A 15466-nucleotide genomic window follows, 5' to 3' on the forward strand; every position below is an offset into this window, starting at 1 on the left:
GCAAAAGCCCGGCGCAGTATGCAAAAAGGAGAGGGGCCGGACCGCGAAGTGCGGTCCGGCCCCTCTCAGGCCTGTGCCGGGACTCAGCCGATCAGCGAGCGCAGCACGTACTGCAGGATGCCGCCGTTGCGGTAGTAGTCCGCCTCACCGGGGGTGTCGATGCGGACGACCGCGTCGAACTCCTTGTCACCGGCCTTGACCTTGACGGTCTTCGGGGTGCGGCCCTCGTTGAGCTCGGTCACGCCGGTGATGGAGAAGGTCTCCTCGCCGGTCAGGCCGAGGGACTCGGCGTTCTCGCCCTCCGGGAACTGCAGCGGCAGGACGCCCATGCCGATCAGGTTCGAGCGGTGGATGCGCTCGTACGACTCGGCGATGACGGCCTTGACGCCCAGCAGCGCGGTGCCCTTGGCGGCCCAGTCGCGGGACGAGCCGGAGCCGTACTCCTTGCCGGCCAGGACGACCAGCGGGATGCCGGCGGCCTGGTAGTTCTGCGAGGCGTCGTAGATGAACGACACCGGCGCGTCGGCCTGGGTGAAGTCGCGGGTGTAGCCACCCTCGGTGCCCGGCGCGATCTGGTTGCGCAGGCGGATGTTGGCGAAGGTGCCGCGGATCATCACCTCGTGGTTGCCACGACGGGAACCGTAGGAGTTGAAGTCGCGCTTCTCGACACCGTTGGCGGTCAGGTACTGCGCCGCCGGGGTGCCCGGCTTGATGTTGCCGGCCGGGGAGATGTGGTCGGTGGTGACCGAGTCGCCCAGCTTGGCCAGGACGCGGGCGCCGGCGATGTCGGTCACCGGGCTCGGGGTCTTGGCCATGCCCTCGAAGTACGGGGGCTTGCGGACGTAGGTGGACTCGGCGTCCCACTCGAAGGTGTTGCCGGTCGGGACCGGGAGCGACTGCCAGCGGTGGTCACCGGCGAAGACGTCCTGGTAGCCCTTGTCGAACATGGCCTCGTCGATGGAGCCGGCGACGACGTCGGCGACCTCCTGCTCCGACGGCCAGATGTCGGCGAGGAAGACGTCGTTGCCGTCGGCGTCCTGGCCCAGGGCGTCCTTGGTGATGTCGACGTTCATGTTGCCGGCGAGGGCGTAGGCGACCACCAGCGGCGGGGAGGCCAGGTAGTTCATCTTGACGTCGGGGTTGATCCGGCCCTCGAAGTTGCGGTTGCCGGAGAGCACCGAGACGACCGCGAGGTCGGACTCGTTGACGGCGGCCGAGACCTCCTCGGGCAGCGGGCCCGAGTTGCCGATGCAGGTGACGCAGCCGTAGCCGACCAGGTTGAAGCCCAGCTTCTCCATGTACGGGAGCAGGCCGGCCTTCTCGTAGTAGTCCATGACGACCTTGGAGCCGGGCGCCAGGGTGGTCTTGACCCAGGGCTTGACGTGCAGGCCCTTCTCCACGGCCTTCTTCGCCAGCAGGGCGGCGCCCAGCATGACGGAGGGGTTGGAGGTGTTGGTGCAGGAGGTGATCGAGGCGATCACGACCGCGCCGTTGTCGATCTCGTAGGACGAGCCGTCGGGGGCGGTGACGGCGGTCGGCTTCGAGGCCTCGGCGGAGTAGGTCGGCAGCGCCTCGGCGAACTTCTCGGCGGCCTCGGCCAGGATCACGCGGTCCTGCGGGCGCTTCGGGCCGGAGATCGACGGGACGACGGTGGAGACGTCCAGCTCCAGGTACTCGGAGTAGACCGGCTCGTGCGACGGGTTGTGCCAGAGACCCTGCTCCTTGGCGTACGCCTCGACCAGGGCGAGCTGCTGCGCGTCACGGCCGGTGAGCTTCAGGTAGTTGATGGTCTCGGCGTCGATCGGGAAGATCGCGCAGGTCGAGCCGAACTCCGGCGACATGTTGCCGATGGTGGCGCGGTTGGCCAGCGGGATGGAGCCGATGCCGTCGCCGTAGAACTCGACGAACTTGCCGACCACACCGTGCTTGCGCAGCATCTCGGTGATGGTGAGCACCAGGTCGGTGGCGGTGGTGCCGGCCGGCAGCTCGCCGGTCAGCTTGAAGCCGACGACGCGCGGGATCAGCATGGAGACCGGCTGGCCGAGCATGGCGGCCTCGGCCTCGATGCCGCCGACGCCCCAGCCCAGCACGCCCAGGCCGTTGACCATGGTGGTGTGCGAGTCGGTGCCGACGCAGGTGTCCGGGTAGGCCTGGCCACCACGGACCATGACGGTGCGGGCCAGGTGCTCGATGTTCACCTGGTGGACGATGCCGGTGCCCGGCGGGACGACCTTGAACTCGTCGAAGGCGGTCTGGCCCCAGCGCAGGAACTGGTAGCGCTCCTTGTTGCGGCCGTACTCGATCTCGACGTTCTGGGTGAACGCGTCCTTGGTGCCGAACTTGTCGGCGATGACCGAGTGGTCGATGACCAACTCGGCCGGGGCCAGCGGGTTGATCTTCGCCGGGTCGCCGCCCAGCTCCTTGACGGCCTCGCGCATGGTGGCGAGGTCGACCACGCACGGCACACCGGTGAAGTCCTGCATGATCACGCGGGCCGGGGTGAACTGGATCTCCTGGCTCGGCTGGGCGTTCTCGTCCCAGTTGCCGAGGGCGCGGATGTGGTCGGCGGTGATGTTCGCGCCGTCCTCCGTGCGGAGCAGGTTCTCCAGCAGCACCTTGAGGCTGTACGGCAGCCGCTCGGAACCCTCGACGGCGGAGAGCTTGAAGATCTCGTACGACTCGTCGCCCACCTGCAGCGAGCTGCGGGCGTCGAAGCTGTTCGCGGACACGACTGACTCCTTCTGGGTGCTTCGTGCGATATCCGGCCGTCACGCGGTGGTAAGGTCAGCCTTACTTAGGCTCACCTTGCCCGCATCGCCGGCGAGCGCCTCTCGGCAAGTATCTTGATGTCGAGATATATCCTAAGGGGCAGTTATCTCGATGTCGAGATAAACCATAGTGCATGCCGTGACTCACCGGTCGTCCGGGCCGCGCCGCTTGCGCTCCAGCCTGATCAGCCAGACCGCACCCGCCACGACAGCGGCCGCCATCAGCAGCACCACCACAAGCTCACCACCGGATCCGCCGGTCGGCGAGGGGGCGATGTCGGCCAGCAGGGTCGTCGTCACTCTTCTTCCTCCGTTCGCGCCCGGTTCGCTCCCAGGCCCAGAACCAGCATCAACAGCACCGGGAACTCCAGATACGCGTGGTAACTCGCCAACGCCGCGTACACCGACCGGCCCTGGGCGTAATCCACGGCGAACAACAGGGCCAGCAGCACACCCGCGCCCGCGCCCAGCCCCCAGGCCCGCACCCCGCGCAGCCCCGGCACCCGGGCGTCGAAACGCTCCGCCGCCTCCGGCGCGTAGCGGGGCAGGAACCAGACCCAGACCACGTAGTGCATCGTCTGCAGGAACGCGAACACCGCCAGGAAACGCAGCCCCACCTGCGGCGTCAGCCAGCCGGGCGGGGTGTAGGCGGCGGCCAGCCGGTCCGTCCAACCGCCCGGGCGCCGCGCCAACAGGCCGTCCAGCAGACCGCTCAGCAACAGCGCCGGAACCAGCAGCACCCAGGCCGACTGCAGCGTCAGGAACGCCGCACGGCCCCGCGCCAGCCGGCGCGACCACTCGGCCAGGAACAGCAGCGGCACCACGTTGTGCAGGTGCGCCAGCACCACGAAGTGGTACGCGGGGAAGGCCAGCGAGACCGCCCCCGCCGCCACCAACAGCACCGCGCCCACCACCGACAGCCGCCGGCGTCCGCGCAACCCGTACCGGCAGGCCGCCGCCAGCAGGCCGTACGCGAGCAGGATCTCCGCCGACTGGGCGACCCGGGAGGGCGGCAGCAGGCGGCACAGCACGATGCCGGTCACCAGGACCAGCAGCAGCCGCAGCAGCGGGCCGGCCAGGACCGCGGCGAAACGGCCGGCCACGTAGCGCAGCTCCAGCACGTTGTGCAGCAGGCCGAAGGCGGCCAGGCCCAGCACCGCCAGGCCGGTCGGCGCCCGCAGGGCCAGCGCCAGGGCGAGGACGGCCGACAGGGCGAAGCCCGCGAACGGCGCGGCGCCCAGCCGGGCGGCCGGGCCGGGCGCGGGCCAGGCGGTGGCCGCGGGGGCGGGTGCCGTCGTGGGTGAGGTCATGGGGGCGGGTGCCGTCGTGGGTGCGCCCGCGCTCGTCGTCGCCATGTCCCCCCTTTCCATGGCACGATCCCCGCCGTGCGCTACCCGGTGGCCCTCGCCCTCACCCTGCTGACCGAGACGCCCGTCTACACCGCCGCCCTGGTACGGGTGGGGCGGGTCCGCCCCGGCCGGGCGGCCGCGGCCGCCGTCCTGGTCAACCTGGTGACGCACCCACTGCTCTGGTGGCCCCTGCGGCACTGGACCGACGGACCGGCGGCAGCGTACTGGACGGGCTTCGCGCTCGGCGAGGGGGCGGTCTGCGCGATCGAGGCGCTGCTGCTGTGCCCGCTCGCCGGGCTGCGCCCGCGCGACCCGCTGCCCTGGCTCGCCGCCGGCACCGCCAACGCCGCCTCCCTGCTGGCCGGGCTGCTGATCGGGTCCTGAGCACCGCCCTCCCCCGGCCGCAACCCGGCCCCCCGGGCTCGGGCGTCCGACCATGCGCAGCGGGCGGAGCCCGCCACGAGGGGCGCGACCGGGAACATCCCGTCCGCCCTGGGCGCCCCGAGCCCGGCTCCGCCGGATGAGGGCCGCCCCGGTACCGTGGCCGGTGAGTTGACGTGCGGGAACGGGCAGGGGCCGACTGATGATCGTGGTGGACGCATCCGCGCTGGTACTGGCACTCGCCGACCAGGGCCCGCGCGGGGTCAGGGCCCGCGCGGAACTCGCCTCCGGCGGCGAGTGGGTGGCGCCCGAGCACGTCGTCGTCGAGGTGATGCAGTCGCTGCGCGGGCTCTACCTGGCCAAGGAGCTGACCGCCGAGCGGGTCGCCGAACTCACCGAGGAGCTCGCGGCGGTGACGATCCGCAAGATCGAGGTGGCGCCGCTGCTCGGCCGGATCTGGGAACTCAAGGACAACCTGACCCCGGACGACGCCGCGTACGTCGCGGTCGCCGAGCGGTACGGGGTACCGCTGGTCACCGCCGACCTGCGACTGATGCGGGCCAGCGGGCCGCGCTGCGAGATCCGGGGGATCCGGCGGGACGCGGACTGAGGGCGTCGCCGGCGCGGGGAGGACCGGGGGTGTCCTGGGAGCCCCGGCCGCGTTAGCAGGGCGACCGTCGCCCCGCCCCCGGAAGGCCCCGTCCCGATGACCGCTCCGCTCGCCGCCGCCCTGCTGCCGCTGGCCCTGCTCGCCCCCGCCACCTCGCCGGTCTCCGTCACCGAGGCCGCCTTCGACCCGGCCACCGCCTTCGTCCCGCCCACCGCGATCAGCTACGCGAGCGACCTGGTGCCGTACGGCTCGCACGCCCGGATCGTCACCGACCGCTCGCTGCCCGGGCGGACGGTGCTCACCCTGACGGTCTCGGGGCTCGCCCCCGACCACGAGTTCCCGGCGCACCTCCACACCGGCGACTGCGGGGTCGACCCGGCCTCCTCCGGCCCGCACTACCAGAACGTGGTCGACCCGGTGCAGCCGTCCACCGACCCGGCGTACGCCAACGAGGGCAACGAGCTGCGGCTGGCGCTGCGGACCGACCGGCAGGGCGTGGGCAGCGCCGCCACCGCGGTGGCCTGGCAGCTGCGGCCGGGCGAGGCGCGCTCGCTGGTGTTGCACGCGGGCACCCCGGCCGGCCGGCACGCGGCGGGTGACCGGGTGGCCTGCGTCAGGCTGGACGGCTGAGGCCGGCGCCGCCGCGGGGAGCCGCCCGCGGCCCGGGGAGCCGTTCGGGCCAGGAGTCGTTCGGGCCCAGGAGCCGTTCGGATCGGAAGGGTCCTCGCCCCTCACCCCTCGGTCAGGAATCGGGAGTCAGGAGCCGAGGGTGGCGACCAGCACCGCCTTGATGGTGTGCAGCCGGTTCTCGGCCTGGTCGAACACGACGGAGTGCGCCGACTCGAACAGTTCGTCGGTGCACTCCAGCTCGCTCATGCCGGTCGCCTCGTGCATCTGCCGCCCGACCACCGTGCCGAGGTCGTGGAAGGCGGGCAGGCAGTGCAGGAACTTCACGTCCGGGTTGCCGGTGGCCCGGACGGTGTCCATGGAGACCTGGTACGGCTTGAGCAACTCGATCCGCTCGGCCCAGACCTCCTTGGGCTCGCCCATCGAGACCCAGACGTCGGTGTAGAGGAAGTCGGCGCCGGCCACGCCCTCGGCCACGTCCTCGGTGAGGGTGATCCGGGCCCCGGTCGTCTCGGCCAGGTCCCGCGCCGACTTCTGCACCTCCTCGGTCGGCCAGAGCGCGCGCGGGGCGACGATCCGGATGTCCATGCCGAGCATGGCGCCGGTGACCAGCAGCGAGTTGCCCATGTTGGAACGGGCGTCGCCGAGGTAGGCGAGGGCGACCTCGGGGAGCGGCTTGGGCGTGTGCTCGGTGACGGTGAGCACGTCGGCCAGCATCTGGGTGGGGTGCCACTCGTCGGTCAGGCCGTTCCAGACCGGGACGCCGGCGTACTCGGCCAGTTCCTCGACGATCTCCTGGCCGTGGCCGCGGTACTCGATGCCGTCGAACATCCGGCCGAGCACCCGGGCGGTGTCCCTGATGGACTCCTTGTGGCCGATCTGGGAGCCCGTGGGGTCCAGGTAGGTGGTGGTGGCGCCCTGATCGTGGGCGGCGACCTCGAAGGCGCAGCGGGTGCGGGTGGAGGTCTTCTCGAAGATCAGCGCGATGTTCCTGCCGCGCAGTCTGGGCTGCTCGGTGCCCGCGTACTTCGCCGCCTTGAGCGTGGCGGCGAGGTCCACCAGGAAGCGGAACTCCTGGGGCGTGAAGTCGAGCTCCTTGAGGAAGTGCCTGTTCCGGAGGTTGAAGGCCATGCCGGGCTCCTGGGGTGACGGGACTGGAGGAAGCGGCAAGTCTATACGATACTCGGAATTTCTATACAGAGGCGGGGCCGGGACGGTCCCACAGGAGGGGGTTCCGGGGAAGCCCACGGGGAGCCCGCGGGGAGCCCGCGAAGGGCTCCCCGCCTTCCGGCACCGCGCTCACAGTCGCGGATCGACCGGCTCCGACTCCAGCGCGAGCACCGCGAAGACCGGCTCGTGCACCCGCCACAGCGGCTCCCCCGCCGCCAGCCGGTCCAGCGCCTCCAGGCCCAGCGCGTACTCGCGCAGCGCCAGCGAGCGCTTGTGGCCCAGCGCGCGCAGGCGCAGCCGGTCGAGGTGCTCGGTGTAGTCCGGGCCGTAGATGATCCGCAGGTACTCCCGGCCGCGCACCTTCACCCCGGGCTGCACCAGGCCGCCCGGCCGTCCCTCGCCGCGCACCGTGCAGACCAGCGAGGCCAGCGGCTTGACCACCATGCCCTCGCCACCCGCCGCGGTCAGCTCCTCCCACCAGGCGGTGGCGGCGGCCATCGAGGCCTCGTCCTCGGTGTCCACCAGGATCCGGCGGGTACGGTGCAGCACCGGCTCCTTCCGGTGCTCCGGGTGCTGCGGGTCCTGCGGGTGCCGAGGGTCCTGCGGGTGTTCCGTGCCGTCGGCGGCGCCGGTCGCGTCGGCGGCCACCAGGCGATCGATCCAGGCCAGGTGCTCGTCGTGCGGGCGCACCGCCAGGTTCACCCCCTCGGCCGCGAGCAGCTGGAACGGTGCGAGCCGGATGCCCGACAGGCCCTCCGTCGGCCAGCAGTAACGCCGGTACGCCTCGGTGAACGCCTGCGCGTCGGCCGCGCGCTGCCGCTGGCGGGCGGTCAGGTGGGCCAGGTCCAGGCCGCGCCCGGCCGCCCGCTCCAGCGCGGACAGCACCTCCGGCAGGACGGCGCCCGCCGCCGCGCCGACCGCCGCGTACTGGCGGCGCAGCAGTTCCACCGCCTTCAGCGACCAGGGCATCAGCTCGGCGTCCTGCAGCAGCCAGTCGGTGGCCAGCTCCTCGAACAGCCCGGCGCGCTCGGCGGCCTCCCGGACCCGGCCGAGCACGGCGCCGGTCAGCTCCTCGTCGACGAGGAAGGCGCGGCCGGTCCGGGTCCAGATCGCACCGGGGCCGGCCACACCGAAACGGCGCTCCAGCGCGGCCTCCTCCCGGGCGACCAGCAGCACCGCGCGCGAGCCCATGTGCTTCTCCTCGCAGACCAGGTGCCGCACGCCGTCGGCCCGGTAGCCGAGGAAGGCCTCCTCCGGGTGCTCCAGGTAGCCGTCCCGTCGGGAGGTGGCGCTCGGTGCCATGGTCGGCGGCAGGTAGGCGAGCAGCCGCGGGTCCAGCGCGAAGCGGCTCATCACCTCCAGCGCCGCGGCCGCGTTCTCCTCCCGGACGGCCACCCGCCCGTGCAGCCCGGTCTCGACGATCCGGCGCCCGGCCACGTCGGCGAGGTCCAGCGGACGGCCCTCGCGGGCGCCCGGCGCGTCGGTGACCAGCGGACGCGCCGGGGCGTACCACTCGCGCTCCGCCTCGACGCTCACCAGCTCGCGCTCCGGGTAGCGCAGCGCGGTCAGGCTGCCGCCGAAGACGCAGCCGGTGTCCAGGCAGACGGTGTTGTTGACGAAGCTCGCGGCCGGCACCGGGGTGTGGCCGTAGACCACCAGCGCCCGGCCCCGGTACTCCTCCGCCCACGGGTAGCGCACCGGCAGGCCGTACTCGTCGGTCTCGCCGGTGGTGTCCCCGTACAGCGCGTGCGAGCGGACCCGGCCGGAGTTGCGACCGTGGTACCTCTCCGGCAGACCGGCGTGGCAGACCACCAGGGCACCGCCGTCCAGCAGGTAGTGGCTGACCAGGCCGCGCATGAACGCGCGGACCTCGGCCCGGAACTCCTCGCTCTCCCCCGCCAGCTGGTCCAGCGACTCCTGGAGGCCGTAGGCGACGTTGACCTTCTTGCCGTCCATCGCCCGGCCCAGCTTGTTCTCGTGGTTGCCCGGCACGCAGAGCGCGTGGCCGGCCGCCACCATGCCCATCACCAGGCGCAGCACGCCCGGGGTGTCGGGGCCGCGGTCGACCAGGTCGCCGACGAAGACGGCGGTGCGGCCCGCGGGGTGCGCGGCGTCCACCGGGCGGCCCTCGGCGTCCCGGGTGAGCGTGTAGCCGAGCCGGGTCAGCAGGGTCTCCAGCTCGGAGCGGCAGCCGTGGATGTCGCCGACGAGGTCGAACGGGCCGGTGAGGTGACGCAGGTCGTTGTAGCGCTTCTCCAGCACGATCTCGGCGGCCGCGACCTCGGCCTCGCCGCGCAGGACGTGCACCTTGCGGAAGCCCTCGCGCTCCAGGCCTCGGAGGGAGCGGCGCAGTTCCCGGTGCTGGCGGGGGATCACATGGGCCGGCAGCTGACGGTCCGGGCGGGAGCGGTTGCGCTCGGCGCACACCCCCGGTGGGACGTCCAGGACGATCGCGATCGGCAGCACGTCGTGCTCGCGGGCGATCGCGACCAGCTGCCGGCGGGCCTCGGGCTGCACGTTGGTGGCGTCCACGACGGTCAGCCGGCCGGCCGCCAGGCGCTTGCCGACGATGTAGTGCAGAACGTCGAAGGCCTCGGCGGAGGCGGACTGGTCGTTCTCGTCGTCGGCGACCAGACCCCGGCAGAAGTCGGAGGAGACCACCTGGGTGGGCAGGAAGTGGCGGCGGGCGAAGGTGGACTTGCCCGCGCCACTGGTGCCGATCAGGACGACGAGGGAGACGTCGGTGACGGGGAGGCGGCGGGGGGTGGCGCTCTCCGCGCGGTCCTGGTCCCGGCTCTCGCCGGGGGTGTCGGGGGTGTCGGTCGTGTCATCGGTCATCGGGGCTCGCCTCCTTCGGGCGTCGTGGTCGGGGTGGGCGTGGTGGGTGCCGTGGTCGTGGCGGTCGGAGCGGACGTGGTGGGCATGGTGGTCGCGGTGGTCGTGGTGGTCGGAGCGGACGTGGTGAACAGGGCCAGCTGGGTCGGGGCGCCGACCTCCTCGTCCTGTGGACCGACCGGGCGCAGCTCCACGGTGTAGCCGTACGCGGCGGCGACCTTCCCGGTCCAGGCGCGGAACTCGGCCCGGGACCACTCGAAGCGGTGGTCGGCGTGCCGGACGGCGCCCGCCGGCAGGCTGTCCCAGCGGACGTTGTACTCGGCGTTCGGCGTGGTGACCACGACCGTCCTCGGCCGGGCGGCGCCGAACACCGCGTACTCCAGCGCGGGCAGCCGCGGCAGGTCCAGGTGCTCGATCACCTCGCACAGCACCGCCGCGTCGAAGCCCTTGAGCCGGACGTCGGTGTAGGTGAGCGCTCCCTGCACCAGCGACAACCGGGCCGCCTGACGCTCCGACAACCGCTCCAGGCCCAGCTTACGACTCGCCACCCGCAGTGCCCTGGTGGAGACGTCCACGCCGAGGATCCCGGTGAACCGGGCGTCCTTGAGCAGCTCGCCGATCAACTCGCCCTGGCCGCAGCCGAGATCGGCGACGCGGGCGGCGCCGGTCTCGCGCAGCGCGGTGAGGATCGCGGCGCGGCGCTGCTCGGCGAGCGAGGGCTGCCTGGGCTCCGGCTGTTCCCGCACCTCCTCCTCGGGCCGGTCGTCGACCGCGTTGTCGATCTCCTCGACCTCGCGGTCGTCGGCCTCCGCCAGCCGGGCCAGCTCCAGTCGCTCCATCGCGGCCCTGGTCAGCGACCAGCGCCGGGCCAGGTAGCGGCGGGTGATCAGGGCGCGCTCCGGGTGGGCCGCCAGCCAGCCCTGGCCGGCCGCGAGCAGCTTGTCCACCTCGTCCGGGGCGACCCAGTAGTGCTTGGCGCCGTCCAGCACCGGCAGCAGCACGTACAGCTGCTGGAGCGCGTCGGCGAGCCGGACCGCGTCGGAGGAGAGCGCGATCCGCACGTGGCGGGACTCGCCCCACTCGGGGAAGGACTCGTCCAGCGCGATCGCCGTCGCCTCGACCCGCCAGCCCAGCGGCTCGAACAGCCGGGCCACCAGGGCCGGGCCGCCGGCCTCGCCCGCGCCGTTCGCGGGCACGGCGGGCAGCTCGATCCGCAGCGGGCGCACCCGCGCCGGCAGTTCGGGGCGGGCCGGGCAGGCGCCCTTCATGGCGGACCGGAACACCGTCCGCAGCGCCACCGCGAGCAGCGAGGACGCGGCGTACGGGCGGTCGTTGACGTACTGGGAGAGCGCGAAGTCGGGCGAGCCGCCGCGCCCCCTGCCGTCGCCCCGGCCCTTGCGGACCAGCGCGATCGGGTCGATGTCCAGCAGCAGTGCCGCCGTGCAGAGCTCGTCCCCCGCCTCGGGGTAGAAGACGTGGGCCTCGCCGTGCGACGTGGTGAATTGCTGGACCTTGCCGGGGTGCTTGTGCAGCAGGAACCCGAGGTCCGTGGCCGGGGCCTCGGCGCTGCCGGTGGTGGAGATCGACATGAACACCCGCTGAAGTATTGCCCAGCACCGGAGCGCCGAGCACCGGGTTTTCCCGCCCCGCGGGCCGCCGACCAGCGCGTCCGCCGGGCGCGTCCGCCCGGTGGGCGTGTTCGGCACCGGGGCCCCGCATTGGTTAACGTGCACGGTGTGACTGCTGAATCCACCTCGCTCGAATCCACCTCCGCGGCGACCGGCGCCGTGGCCGCCGGCCTGGCCACCATCGCCGCCGACGGCACCGTCCTCGACACCTGGTTCCCCGCTCCCGCGCTGGCCGCCGAGCCCGGCCCGGCCGGCACCGTCCGGCTGACCGCCGAGCAGGCCGAGGCCGAGCTCGGTGCCGGCGCGGCCGAGGCGCTGCGCGCCGACGCGCGCCGCGGCGTCGAGGTGGTCGCCGTGCGCACCACCATCGCCTCGCTGGACGAGAAGCCGCTCGACACGCACGACGTGTACCTGCGCCTGCACCTGCTCAGCCACCGGCTGGTCAAGCCGCACGGCCAGAACCTGGACGGCATCTTCGGCCTGCTGGCCAACGTCGCCTGGACCAGCGTCGGCCCCGTCCCGGTGGACAAGGTCGAGCAGGCCCGCCTGGCCGTGCGCGCCCAGGGCGGCCAGCTGGCCGTGTACGGGATCGACAAGTTCCCGCGGATGACCGACTACGTCGCCCCGACCGGTGTGCGCATCGCCCACGCCGACCGCGTCCGGCTCGGCGCGCACCTGGCCGCCGGCACCACCGTGATGCACGAGGGCTTCGTCAACTTCAACGCCGGCACGCTGGGCACGTCCATGGTCGAGGGCCGGATCAGCGCGGGCGTCGTCGTCGGCGACCACAGCGACATCGGCGGCGGCGCCTCGATCATGGGCACCCTGTCCGGTGGCGGCAAGCAGGTCGTCTCGGTCGGCGAGCGCTGCCTGCTCGGCGCCAACGCGGGCATCGGCATCTCGCTCGGCAGCGACTGCGTGGTCGAGGCCGGCCTGTACGTGACCGCCGGCACCCGGGTCACCACCCCGGACGGCACGGTGGCCAAGGCCGTCGAGCTGTCCGGCCAGGACAACCTGCTGTTCCGCCGCAACTCGCAGAGCGGCGCGGTCGAGGTCATCGCCCGCTCCGGCTCCTGGGGCGGTCTGAACGCCGACCTGCACGCCCACAACTGACCTACGGGCAGGGGCTGTCGGGGTCCGGCGCCGGGTGGCGCCGGACCCCGCGCGCTTCCGGGGGGCCGCGCGCTTCCCGGGAACCGCTCCTTCCCCGGGTTCGGCCGCGACCGGGGCGGCTCGTGGTCCGGGTGCGGCTCGGGCACCGCTGCGAGTGGACCTGCCCGCGCGGGCGTCAGGGCTTGCGGTGGCGCCCCGGCGCCTTCCTCGGCCGCCGGGCCTGACGCCCGGGCCGCGGTGCTCCCGCGCCCTCGATCCCGTACAGGATCCGTTGGGCGGTGGCGTAGTCCTCGGCCACCGTCTCCGGCAACCACTGGTAGCCGTCCCAGCGTACGATCAGCCTCGGTTCACCCGGCGTCACATGGGCACCCCGCTGTCGCCCGCCCGTGAGCCGTACGGCCCGCAACTGCCCGACCGGCCGTAGCCGTTGCGCCCGCCTGGCCGCCCACGACGCCAGTGGTTCCTCCTCGTCCATCGCCCCAGTCTGGCCTCCCGCCGCCGTCACCCGACACCCGCGTCACCCGACCGGGCGAGGCGCGTTTCAACCCCTCCGCTCCCTTCTTCCACACCCCGCTCCCTCCGCCGCCCGCCGCCGTCTTCTCACGTGCTCCTGAGGACCACCAGCCGTTGCGTCGCCCTGGTCATCGCGACGTAGCGGTCGACGGCTCCCTCGACGCCCCCGCCGAACGCCTCCGGGTCGACCAGGACGACCAGGTCGAACTCGAGCCCCTTGGACAGCTCCGGGGTCAGCGACCGGACCCGCGGCCGCGCCTCGAAGCCGGGGGCGCCGATCACACAGGCGATCCCCTCGGTGTGCTCGGCGAGCCAGCCGTCCAGGACGGCGTCCAGCTCCGCCGCCGACCCGTGCGCGACGGGGATGCCGCTGCTGCGGACGGAGGTCGGCACGTTGGCGTCGGGCAGCGCGGCCCGGATCGCGGGCTCGGCTTCGGCCATGACCTCTTCCGGCGTCCGGTAGTTGATGCTCAGCGAGGCCACCGTGCTCCGGTCGAGCCCGATCCGCTCCAGCCGCTCCCGCCAGGACTCCGTGAAACCGTGCCTGGCCTGTGCCCGGTCCCCGACGATGGTGAAGCTCCGGGACGGGCAGCGCAGCAGCAGCATCTGCCACTCCGCGTCGGTCAGCTCCTGGGCCTCGTCCACCACGATGTGCGCGAACGGCCCGGCGAGCGGTTCCGGGTCGGCGACGGGCAGGGCCGTCTCGTCGACCAGGGTGTCCTGGAGGTCGCGCCCGCGCAGCATCGCCACCGCGCCCTCACCGTCGTCGTCGGCCTGCAGGAGGTCGCCGATGACGTCGGCCATCCGTTCGCGCTCGGCGGCGGCCGCGGCCTCCCGCCGGCGCCGCCGCAGGTCCGCCTCCGGATCGCCGAGCCGCTGCCGGGCCGCGTCCAGCAGCGGCAGGTCGGAGACCGTCCAGGCCTGGGGCGCGTCCTTGCGCTGGAGCCTGCGGACCTCTTCGGGCGCCAGCCAGGGCGCGCACATCCGCAGGTAGGCGGGCACCGACCAGAGGTCGCCGACCAGGTCGGCCGCGTCGAGCAGCGGCCAGGCCCGGTTGAGCGTCTCGACCAGCTCGCGGTCCTGCCGCAGCGACCGGCGGAACAGCTCCGGTGAGACGCCCTCGTCCTCGTCCAGCTTGTCCATCAGGATCGTGGCCAGCTCCTCCCAGATCTGCTCGCGGGCCTCGTTGTGCGGGGTGCCCGGGTCCGGTGCGTCGAACGCGTCGGACCAGTCCTCGGCGCTCAGCCAGAGGTCGGCCCAGTGGGTGGTGACCTCCATGCCCTCGGTCGGCGGCTCCTCGTAGAACCGGACGGCCTTCTCGATCGCCTTCACCATGTCGACCGAGGACTTCAGGCGGGCCACCCCGGCGTCCCGCTCGGCCCCGGCCTTCGCCCCCTCGGCGACGAGGTCCCGCACGGTGCAGGTGCGCACCCCCTCCTCGCCGAGGCTGGGCAGGACGTCGGCGACGTAGGCCAGGTAGGGCTGGTGCGGGCCGACGAACAGCACGCCGCCGCGCCGGTGGCCGAGCCTGGGGTCGGAGTAGAGCAGGTACGCGGAGCGGTGCAGCGCGACGACCGTCTTCCCGGTGCCGGGGCCGCCGTCCACCACCAGGGCGCCCCGGGACCCGGCCCGGATGACGGCGTCCTGGTCCGCCTGGATGGTGGCCAGCACGTCCCGCATCCGGGCCGACCGGTTGCCGCCCAGGCTGGCGATGAACGCGGACTGGTCGTCCAGCGCGGCGTGCCCCTCCAGGGCCTCGGCGGTGAACACCTCGTCCCAGTAGTCGCCGATCCGGCCGCCCGTCCAGCGGTACCGGCGCCGGCTCGCCAGACCCATCGGGTCGGCGTGGGTGGCCGCGAAGAACGGCTCGGCGGCGGGCGAGCGCCAGTCGACCAGCAGTCGGCGCCCCTCACTGTCGGTGAGGCCGAGCCGCCCGATGAACACCGGCTCCGGGTCGTCCGCGAGGACGACCCGTCCCAGGCACAGGTCCAGCCCGAAGCGGCGCAGGGCACGCAGCCGACCGGTCAGCCTGTGCACCTCGATGTCCCGGTCCATCGCCTCCCGCCCGAGGCCGCCCGGCGCGCGGCGGAGCGCGTCGAGGCGGTCGGACAGCTCGGCGATCGACTGCTCCAGGCTCTCCGCGATGGCCGCGAAGTGCCGCTCGTCCTCGCCGATCAGCTCGGGATCGGCCTTGGCGGCGAGGCGGGCGGGAAGGTCGAACGCGCTGGTGGTCCGGCTGTTCATGGCATCAGCTCCGATCTGAGGCCTGCGATTGTGCGCCACCACGGGGGCCTTGCCGCAAGACCCCCCATGCGCTATACGTTGAGAGTGGCAAGGGGTGGGTTCTCCCCCGAGCCGTCTCCACCTCACCTCCGGTCTCCTCTCCGGGCGTGTCCGCCGACGCCCCGCTCCACGCGGCCGACCACCACCCGGCTCCGCGTCACCGGCCGCCGTCCCGCTCCGTGCCCCGAG

At 73.1% G+C, this 15466-nt stretch carries 12 protein-coding genes; 4 read left to right on the forward strand and 8 right to left on the reverse strand.

Going from position 1 to position 15466, the window contains the following annotated elements; genetic code table 11:
• Window positions 1-83: 83 nt before the first annotated feature.
• The 3 genes from acnA to ACGF13_RS39180 form a co-directional block, all read right to left on the reverse strand.
• The gene (gene acnA / locus ACGF13_RS39170) at window positions 84-2729 is read right to left on the reverse strand and encodes an aconitate hydratase AcnA (protein WP_392884331.1); all 2646 of its coding nucleotides are present in this window, start codon (window positions 2727-2729) and stop codon (window positions 84-86) included.
• Between the two features lie 183 nt (window positions 2730-2912).
• Window positions 2913-3068, reverse strand: a complete 156-nt coding sequence (locus ACGF13_RS39175; RefSeq protein WP_392884332.1) for a hypothetical protein — start codon at window positions 3066-3068, stop codon at window positions 2913-2915.
• Entirely contained in the window at window positions 3065-4123 is a 1059-nt protein-coding gene (locus ACGF13_RS39180) for a hypothetical protein (RefSeq protein ID WP_392884334.1), read from the reverse strand. Before ACGF13_RS39180 ends, ACGF13_RS39175 begins: the two co-directional genes overlap by 4 nt.
• A gap of 30 nt (window positions 4124-4153) precedes the next feature.
• On the opposite strand from ACGF13_RS39180, the gene ACGF13_RS39185 reads away from it, so the two are divergent.
• The 3 genes from ACGF13_RS39185 to ACGF13_RS39195 all read left to right on the forward strand — a co-directional run bounded on the left by ACGF13_RS39185 (window position 4154) and on the right by ACGF13_RS39195 (window position 5738).
• Complete coding sequence (locus ACGF13_RS39185; protein ID WP_392884335.1) at window positions 4154-4501, forward strand: hypothetical protein; 348 nt, start codon at window positions 4154-4156, stop codon at window positions 4499-4501.
• A gap of 199 nt (window positions 4502-4700) precedes the next feature.
• On the forward strand, window positions 4701-5108 hold the full coding sequence (locus ACGF13_RS39190) for a type II toxin-antitoxin system VapC family toxin (RefSeq protein WP_392884336.1): 408 nt from the start codon (window positions 4701-4703) through the stop codon (window positions 5106-5108).
• 96 nt (window positions 5109-5204) lie between these two features.
• On the forward strand, window positions 5205-5738 hold the full coding sequence (locus tag ACGF13_RS39195; RefSeq protein ID WP_392884337.1) for a superoxide dismutase family protein: 534 nt from the start codon (window positions 5205-5207) through the stop codon (window positions 5736-5738).
• A 126-nt stretch (window positions 5739-5864) separates the two neighbouring features.
• Here ACGF13_RS39195 and argF read toward each other — a convergent pair whose 3' ends face one another.
• The 3 genes from argF to ACGF13_RS39210 form a co-directional block, all read right to left on the reverse strand.
• Complete coding sequence (gene argF, locus ACGF13_RS39200; protein ID WP_392884338.1) at window positions 5865-6866, reverse strand: ornithine carbamoyltransferase; 1002 nt, start codon at window positions 6864-6866, stop codon at window positions 5865-5867.
• Window positions 6867-7034: 168 nt separating this feature from the next.
• Entirely contained in the window at window positions 7035-9743 is a 2709-nt protein-coding gene (locus ACGF13_RS39205) for a polynucleotide kinase-phosphatase (RefSeq protein ID WP_392884339.1), read from the reverse strand.
• Window positions 9740-11335, reverse strand: a complete 1596-nt coding sequence (locus ACGF13_RS39210; protein WP_392884340.1) for a 3' terminal RNA ribose 2'-O-methyltransferase Hen1 — start codon at window positions 11333-11335, stop codon at window positions 9740-9742. The genes ACGF13_RS39205 and ACGF13_RS39210 overlap by 4 nt, the downstream gene beginning before the upstream one ends.
• 141 nt (window positions 11336-11476) lie before the next feature.
• Between ACGF13_RS39210 and dapD the strand changes: the two genes are divergently transcribed.
• Window positions 11477-12481 (forward strand): 2,3,4,5-tetrahydropyridine-2,6-dicarboxylate N-succinyltransferase, encoded by a 1005-nt coding sequence (dapD, locus tag ACGF13_RS39215; RefSeq protein ID WP_392884341.1) that lies wholly within the window; start codon window positions 11477-11479, stop codon window positions 12479-12481.
• 175 nt (window positions 12482-12656) lie between these two features.
• Here dapD and ACGF13_RS39220 read toward each other — a convergent pair whose 3' ends face one another.
• The gene (locus ACGF13_RS39220; protein ID WP_392884343.1) at window positions 12657-12956 is read right to left on the reverse strand and encodes a DUF6087 family protein; all 300 of its coding nucleotides are present in this window, start codon (window positions 12954-12956) and stop codon (window positions 12657-12659) included.
• Window positions 12957-13081: 125 nt separating this feature from the next.
• Entirely contained in the window at window positions 13082-15238 is a 2157-nt protein-coding gene (gene helR, locus ACGF13_RS39225; protein ID WP_392884344.1) for an RNA polymerase recycling motor ATPase HelR, read from the reverse strand.
• Window positions 15239-15466: the final 228 nt, after the last annotated feature.

The organism is Kitasatospora sp. NPDC048286, from assembly GCF_043201735.1.
In the GTDB taxonomy this organism is placed as follows: domain Bacteria; phylum Actinomycetota; class Actinomycetes; order Streptomycetales; family Streptomycetaceae; genus Kitasatospora.

Bases quoted from the DNA above. Each gene is read 5' to 3' on its own strand.
- ACGF13_RS39180 (WP_392884334.1), bottom strand. From the start codon at position 4,123: ATGGCGACGACGAGCGCGGGCGCACCCACGACGGCACCCGCCCCCATG.
- ACGF13_RS39190 (WP_392884336.1), top strand. From the start codon at position 4,701: ATGATCGTGGTGGACGCATCCGCGCTGGTACTGGCACTCGCCGACCAG.
- ACGF13_RS39195 (WP_392884337.1), top strand. From the start codon at position 5,205: ATGACCGCTCCGCTCGCCGCCGCCCTGCTGCCGCTGGCCCTGCTCGCC.
- argF (WP_392884338.1), bottom strand. From the start codon at position 6,866: ATGGCCTTCAACCTCCGGAACAGGCACTTCCTCAAGGAGCTCGACTTC.
- ACGF13_RS39205 (WP_392884339.1), bottom strand. From the start codon at position 9,743: ATGACCGATGACACGACCGACACCCCCGACACCCCCGGCGAGAGCCGG.
- ACGF13_RS39220 (WP_392884343.1), bottom strand. From the start codon at position 12,956: ATGGACGAGGAGGAACCACTGGCGTCGTGGGCGGCCAGGCGGGCGCAA.
- helR (WP_392884344.1), bottom strand. From the start codon at position 15,238: ATGAACAGCCGGACCACCAGCGCGTTCGACCTTCCCGCCCGCCTCGCC.